We start from the raw sequence: 6,963 nt of genomic DNA, 5'->3' as shown, positions 1-6,963 counted from the left end.
CTAACCGCCGATAGCTGGCCGAAGAAGAATCCCTTGCGGCCGGCGTAGGGATGCGCGCGCACCAGCGGATGGACAAGGTCGGGATAGAGGCGCTTGGCTTCATCCGACAAGGGCGAAGCGTCTTTTCGTTTCTTGTAGGTAAACTCATAGCTGTGCTCGATGCCGACCTTCGAGCGCCCGTCGCTCCTGCTCCGGCAGTGCCTCATAAGCGGCGTAGAGATTTGCGAAAATGTTGGCACCGCCCTCCTTGCAGGCTTCAACGATATAGAGCGCGGTGAGTGCCGTGGCGATCGGCCCGTAGATCATGTCCGAATGCCAGCCGAAGCCGTTACTGGTGCGGCCGAGCGCTCGTCCGTTCTCGATGATGTTGGAGATGACGAAGATCTCCGGGTAGCCGGGGAGGCAATACTGCCGAGGCAGCTGCTCGTTGGGTTGGCCCAGCCGTTTGTTGATGCCAACAGGGTCGGCAGGGCTGAGGACGACCGATTGCATGAAACCTATCGTTTCCGCGCACTCCGGCCTCGTCCTGAGGAGACTGACATGATTCAAACCTCGAGATCGCTGTACCAGACGAGCGATTTCACGGAACCCATCCTATGGAAGTTGATCCATCGTTCGTCATTCCGGGATGCACTCCGGCCGGCGATAGCCGGTCGGAGTGCAGGCCCGGAAACCGAAATATTTCGGCAGGCGCCTCCTTTCGGTGGTTATGGATTCCGGGCTCGCGCAAGAGCGCGCCCCGAAATGACGGCGGAGGAGGTGTTTGAAACCGACGGTGCCGTATGCAGGGAGATCAAGCGTGGTGCAAATGACAACTTTCACGAAATCGCTCTGCTAGTCTTGCGAATGGGCTACAGAACGCGTCGGCATTTCCGCTTTCCGGGGATCATCGGAAGCTTTTCTTTTCAAGTGTCAAGCTTCAATTCGTGAGCAATGCTCCAAACTCAAACCTGATACAAGATAGTACGGCAAAACCAGCCGCAAGGCGTCGGGCGAAAACCGCTGATGCGCGTGAATCTCAAATCGCTCGCCGGCTCTTTTCGATTTCCAATAGGCGTCATTTAGCCTAAATTTCTGGTTGAATCCTCGGAGAAGACAGATATGGCGAAAAAGGCGACGGCAAAGAGGGCTTCGACGCGCACCGCTGCCGGTCCGCCATCGGCGAAAAGTGGCTTTGCCATCGTCGCGATGCATATCACCGAGGAAAACGGCCGACGCATGTTCGCGGCGCTCAAGGCGGATCGGCCAGCAGCTTCGGTGTTTTCGCACCCGGCATGCCAGCCGGATAGTCTCGATCCGGAAAGCGCCGCCAAGCGCATTCTGGAGCACGCCCTTGCCAGCAAGGCGATGCCGACGCTGAACGCTCCGAAAATCGACGGGGCCGCGAACGATTTCAAGAGCCTGGGGGTCGAGACCGTGCCGCTGACCGGAACCACGGTCGTGAAATTCCGGCAGCAGATCAATGGTATTCCCGTTTTCGGTTCTCTCATCAGTATCGAACTCGACGACGATAACGAGATGGTTTCGCTTAATTCCAGCATCGCAGAACCTGGCCTCCCATCCTATGTCGCGAGGATCTCGCCGTATCAGGCCCTGAAGAGGATCGCCTCGGAGGCCGGCTACGGCCGCGAACTTCCGGAAGCGATACCGACGCTCAATCTCTATCGCGCCAACACGGGTCAATGGCACCTCACCTATATCGTCGAGGACGTGCGGAGCAGGAAGAAAGGCAAGAAGACCGTCAAGGACTTCCCGCTGGTCTATGACTACGTCATCGATGCGCTGACTGGCGCCCTGGTTGCGGAATTGCCGCGGACCCCGACGATTGCGGTCGGCACAGGAAAAGGGCTCGACGAGCTCGGCGAGATGAAGACCTTCGGGATCGAAATCAGCGCCGGGAAGAGGGCGATGCGCGACGCCCGGCTGAATATAGAGACCTACGATTTTGCATTTCTCGATCCCGTCGACGGCAACCTGCCGGGCAAGATGGTCCGTGATCCCTGGTCGGCCGCGGCGATCAGCGCCCATACCAATGCCGGGGCCGTCGTCACGTTTCTGCGCGATGTGCTCAAGCGCAACAACGTGGATAATATGGGGGGGCCGATTGTTTCGACCGTCAATTGCGTCGTCAGGCGATTCGAGCAGCCGCCGACGGGGAGCAAGATCTGGCTGAACGCATTCTGGAACGGGACCCAGATGCTGTACGGCCAGGCGCCTTTCGATGGCAAACTAAAGTCCCTTGCGTCATCACTCGCCGTCGTCGCGCACGAGCTGTTTCACGGCGTGACCGCCCACACCGCGCGCCTCGTCTATCAAGGTGAGACCGGGGCGCTCAATGAATCCTATTCGGACATTTTTGGTACCATCATTTCCAATCGGGCCGAGCCGAATATTGCGAAGTGGGACTGGTCGATCGGCGACGGCATTTCCAGCGGCATCGAGGCGCTTCGGGACATGCGGGACCCGACGCGGTTCGGGCAGCCCAAGCTCATGAAGGATTTCAAGGAGCTTCCGCTCAAGCACGAGTGTGATGCGGGGGGCGTGCATATCAACAGCGGCATACATAATTTCGCCGCCTTCAACATGATGTCCGCCATCAGTGGACGCGCTTCCGTCTTCAAGCCGGCCGAACTCGCGGCAATCTTCTACATCTCGTTGACGCAGCAGCTTTCGCGCCAATCCACATTCGCCGACAGCCGGCGTGGTGTCGTGCTGGCGACCCGATCACTATTTCGAAAGCTGCCCCAGAAGAAGATCGATGCCCGAGTCGCTGCGGTCGAAGCAGGTTTTGACGCTGCCGGCATCAAATAGTGAACGACGGTCCGCTCATCCTGCTCATGTCGGCACTTCGTCGAGAGGAAACCGCCAAGAGACGCTGACGATGTCGTGCGCGGCGACAAGGGAGGAGTGCCGACGGCCTTGATCGCAAAGGAGGAGGCGCCACTCAAAATAAGCGCAAAAATTTTCATAATTCGGCTACTATATGGTTGTGGCGGTCCATTGCTTGGTTCCGTATTGCGTAGGATGGACCGAGGTCGTCCCAACAATTTCACTCGAACATATCGATAGAACCCCCGACAAATTGGGTCCCCTATGGACGTTGGCGATTGGTTGAGAAGCCTGGGATTGGAAAAATACGAGCAGGCCTTCGTCGCAAACGCGATCGATAGCGATGTCCTGCCGGATTTGACCGAGGTCGATCTCGAAAAGCTGGGCATCCCGTTGGGCGACAGGAAGCGGCTCGTGAAGGCCATCAAGGTGATGGCCGCTCACTCCACGAGTACTCTTCCCAGCGCGGACATCGGCAAGGATGCACCAGACGCGCAGCCTGCCGAACGCCGTCACCTGACGGTGATGATCTGCGATCTGGTTGGGTCGACAGCCCTGTCGGCCCGGCTTGATCCGGAAGACATGGGCGCCGTCATCGATGCCTATCAGGCGACGTGCGCCAGGATCACGCTTTCCTATGACGGTTTCATTGCCGATTTTCGGGGAGACGGAATATTCGCGTATTTCGGCTATCCTCGCGCGCACGAGGACGACGCCGAGCGAACCGTGCGGGCGGCGCTCGATATCGTAGCCGCGGTGGCGCGGCTGGAGACGCGGGCCGGAGAACCTCTTTCGGTCCGCATCGGCGTTGCGACCGGCCTGGTCGTGGTCGGCGATCTCAGCGGCAAGGGTGGCATCCGGGAGCACTCGGTGGTCGGTGATGCGCCGAACATCGCAGCCCGCCTTCAGGGCCTGGTCGAGCCCAATTCGGTCGTCGTCGCCGAGTCGACCCGCCGTCTGGTTGGTAACCTGTTTCGTCTGCGTGATCTGGGACCGCATGGGCTGAGGGGACTTGGTGAACCGGTCGGGGCGTGGCTGGTGGAGGGTCTGTCGCCTTCCGGCATCCGCTTCAGGGCGGTCCGTCCAGCGGGCCTCGCCGACCTCGTCGGCCGCGAGGCCGAGATGGAGGTCCTGATCGAACGACAACGCCTGGCCTGGAAGGGCGAGGGCCAGGTCATGTTGATTTCGGGAGAAGCCGGGATCGGCAAGTCGCGCCTTGCAGCCGCCATCGCCGAGCACGTCGCGTCGGAGCCTCATGCGCAGTTTCGCTATCAATGCTCGCTCTACCATGCCAACAGCCCGCTTCGTCCCGTCATCGAACAGCTGGAGCGCGCCGCGGAATTCAAATCGGACGATACGTCCGGGATTCGGCTCGAGAAGCTCGAGGCTCTCCTCAGCAAGGGTCCTTCGCCGGTGGAGACGGTTGCACCGCTCTTTGCCGCATTGCTCTCGCTTCCGTTCGGGGACCGATATCCTCCACTGACGTTCAGTCCCGCGCAGCAGCGCCGCCGGACGCTCGCGGCGTTGCTGGATCAATTCGAAGGATCTGCGCGACGACAGCCAGTCCTGCTGTTGTTCGAAGATGCGCATTGGGCCGACGCCACATCCCTCGAACTGCTCGATCTGGTGGTCGAGCGGGCACGCCATCTGCCGATCTTCGCGCTCGTCACCAGCCGGCCGGAATTCGAGCCGCCGTGGGTGGGACTTGGCAATGTCGGCACGCTGACGCTTGGCCGGCTCGATCGCCGATACATTGAAAGCATCGCCACGCATGTGAGCGGTGGCCGCAAGCTGCCTGCGGAAGTGATGAAACAGGTCGTCGATAAGACCGACGGCAATCCCTTGTTCGTCGAGGAACTGACCAGGGTCATCCTGGAAGCCGGGATCCTGGTGGAACACGCCGAGGGCTATCGGCTCGAGGGGCCGCTGCCGCCCCTCGCAATTCCCGCCACCCTCCAGGACTCCTTGATGGCGCGGATCGATCGCCTCGTCTCGGTCAAGGAGATAGCTCAGATTGGCGCCGCCATCGGGAGGGAATTCTCCTATTCGTGGATCCGAGCAGTGGTCGCGCGCGACGATGCTGCGCTGCAGCATGCACTCGCGGAGCTCGAGCGGGCCGAATTGGTGTATCGCCGCGGCGTCGTTCCAGAAGCGGTCTACAGCTTCAAACACGCGCTGGTCCGGGATGCGGCCTATGAGAGCATGCTCAAAAGCCGGCGGCAGCAGCTGCACGGTCAAATTGCCCGCGCACTGCAGAACGGATTCCCCGATGTCGCCGAGAGCGAGCCGGAAGTCCTGGCCCGGCATTTCACCGAAGCCGGCCTCGTTCAGACCGCCATCGATTACTGGCTCAAGGCCGGACATCTGGCACTCGGCCGCTCCGCGAACGCTGAAGCGGTCAAGCATCTGCGGCGGGGGATTGAGGTCCTCGGGGACTTGGAAGCGTCGCTCCAGCGTGATCGTAAAGAGCTGGATTTCTATCTGGCGCTCGGACCGGCCGTGGCTGCGACCGAAGGCGATGCGGCCCAGGAAACGTCGAGGGTGTTCGCGCGCGCCCGCCAGTTGCTCGGCGACGGTGGGACGCCGACGGAACAGATGACGGTTCTTTGGGGCAACTATCTGGCCCACAGCATGCGGGCGGAGCATGCCGAGGCGCTCGAAGTTGCGCGACAATGCCTTACGTTGGCGTCGGAGCATGAGCACTTCGGCATGTCTGCGCTGGCCAACCGGTTCATGGGCCAGACGCTGTACTTCATGGGGGCCTTCGCTGATGCGCGGATTTACCTGGAGCGGACGCTAGCGATATGCGCCGCCAATCAGGAAATTATGGCGACCTATCGCCGGTTCGGCACTGACGATCAGGTCAATACGCTGACCTTTCTGGCCGTCACGCTTTTCCTTCTCGGCTACCCGGACCAGTCTGCCATCACGGCAGATCAAGCGGTCGCTCGGATGCGAAAGATTGGACACGCCTTCACGACCGCCCTGGCTCTCAGTCACATGGCGGTCCTCGGCATCATAGGCGGTGATCCACAACTGGCCTTGGCCAAAGCCGAAGAGGCGGTGGCCATTAGCGTGGAGAATGAACTTGGAAGTGCCGTTCACAGGGCGCGGTTCTTTCAGGGAGCATTGCTGGCCCAGGGCAACGACCCTCAACTTGGCATCGAATTGATGCGAAATGCGATCGCGGAGGCCGAAGACAACTCCGAACGAAACCGTCGTACCGTGTATCTTTGCCACGTCGCCATGGCTCATGCGCGCCTTGATCAGCCGGATGTTGGCCTTGGCCTGTTGGACGAAGCCTTAGGGATAGCGGAAACGACAAATGAGAAATTTTTTGAAGCTGAGCTGTGTCGTCTGAGAGGAATGGTTCTCCTGAGCCTTGGCAAGAAAAGCGAGGCGGAAGCCGAACTGCGTCGCGCATTGCTGATTGCGCAGCAACAGCAGGCTCGTTGGTGGGAGCTGCGCGCCGCCAACAGTCTCGCAGAGCATTTCCGGGACGAGGGCAACTACGCGGAAGCCTGCTCCATCATAAGTTCGGTTTCTCACTGGTTTGTCGAGGGGTTCGACACGCCAGATCTAAAGCAAGCCAAAGCACTTCTGGACCAGTTGAGTTGCCTGGCGAGCCCGCAAACTCAAACGGTCCAGGAACAATAGGGCAGACCCCTCCGCTCACGCGGTTAGCGCTTCCCGGCTTTGCGTTTCTTCTTCGCCGACAGCTTCTTGAGGTGTTGATCAACGACTTTGGATACGTTCTGAAGATGTTTCTTGTGCTCTTGAAGACTCTTCTTCAGCTCAGTCTTTTCGGCGTCACTCAAATTATCGACGTCCAAACTCTTTAAAACACCAATGAGAGCCATGATTGCCTCCGTGCCAATTCAACCAATGTCACATTGGTAGCCAAGGATTGGCCAGTGTCAATTGCAGAAGAGTTTGAGGATTCATTTTGTCGACGAGGCGTTACATCCGGCCGGTGCGGCGCGGTCGCTGGGCGATCGAGCTGTGGCGGGATTCGAAAACGACGAAACGGCCCATCGACTAATCTTCCAAAGTCATCCATTGACGATCAATCGTCCGATCGGCTTCTCCGGATCAGCGACTGCCTCGGTGAGCATTGCCTGGTAGCCCGTCATC

Annotated in this window: 4 protein-coding genes; 2 read left to right on the top strand and 2 right to left on the bottom strand. The window is 59.8% G+C overall.

The features are described from left to right. Positions 1–144 precede the first annotated feature (144 nt). The gene (locus WCB02_RS01685) at positions 145–492 is read right to left on the bottom strand and encodes a TauD/TfdA dioxygenase family protein (RefSeq protein ID WP_423955662.1); all 348 of its coding nucleotides are present in this window, start codon (positions 490–492) and stop codon (positions 145–147) included. Positions 493–1,101: 609 nt separating this feature from the next. On the opposite strand from WCB02_RS01685, the gene WCB02_RS01680 reads away from it, so the two are divergent. After that, complete coding sequence (locus WCB02_RS01680) at positions 1,102–2,811, top strand: M4 family metallopeptidase (protein ID WP_423955660.1); 1,710 nt, start codon at positions 1,102–1,104, stop codon at positions 2,809–2,811. 282 nt (positions 2,812–3,093) lie between these two features. Further along, the gene (locus tag WCB02_RS01675; RefSeq protein WP_423955658.1) at positions 3,094–6,486 is read left to right on the top strand and encodes an AAA family ATPase; all 3,393 of its coding nucleotides are present in this window, start codon (positions 3,094–3,096) and stop codon (positions 6,484–6,486) included. A gap of 23 nt (positions 6,487–6,509) precedes the next feature. On the opposite strand, the gene WCB02_RS01670 is transcribed toward WCB02_RS01675, so the two are convergent. Beyond that, positions 6,510–6,689 carry a hypothetical protein gene (locus WCB02_RS01670; protein ID WP_423955656.1) on the bottom strand — a complete coding sequence of 60 codons (180 nt, stop codon included), beginning with the start codon at positions 6,687–6,689 and terminating at the stop codon, positions 6,510–6,512. Positions 6,690–6,963 lie beyond the last annotated feature (274 nt).

The sequence above is a fragment of the Bradyrhizobium sp. genome, assembly GCF_049581145.1.
In the GTDB taxonomy this organism is placed as follows: domain Bacteria; phylum Pseudomonadota; class Alphaproteobacteria; order Rhizobiales; family Xanthobacteraceae; genus Bradyrhizobium.
The sequence above is the reverse complement of the archived record's forward strand: the minus strand, read 5'-3'. Positions and strand labels throughout refer to the sequence as shown.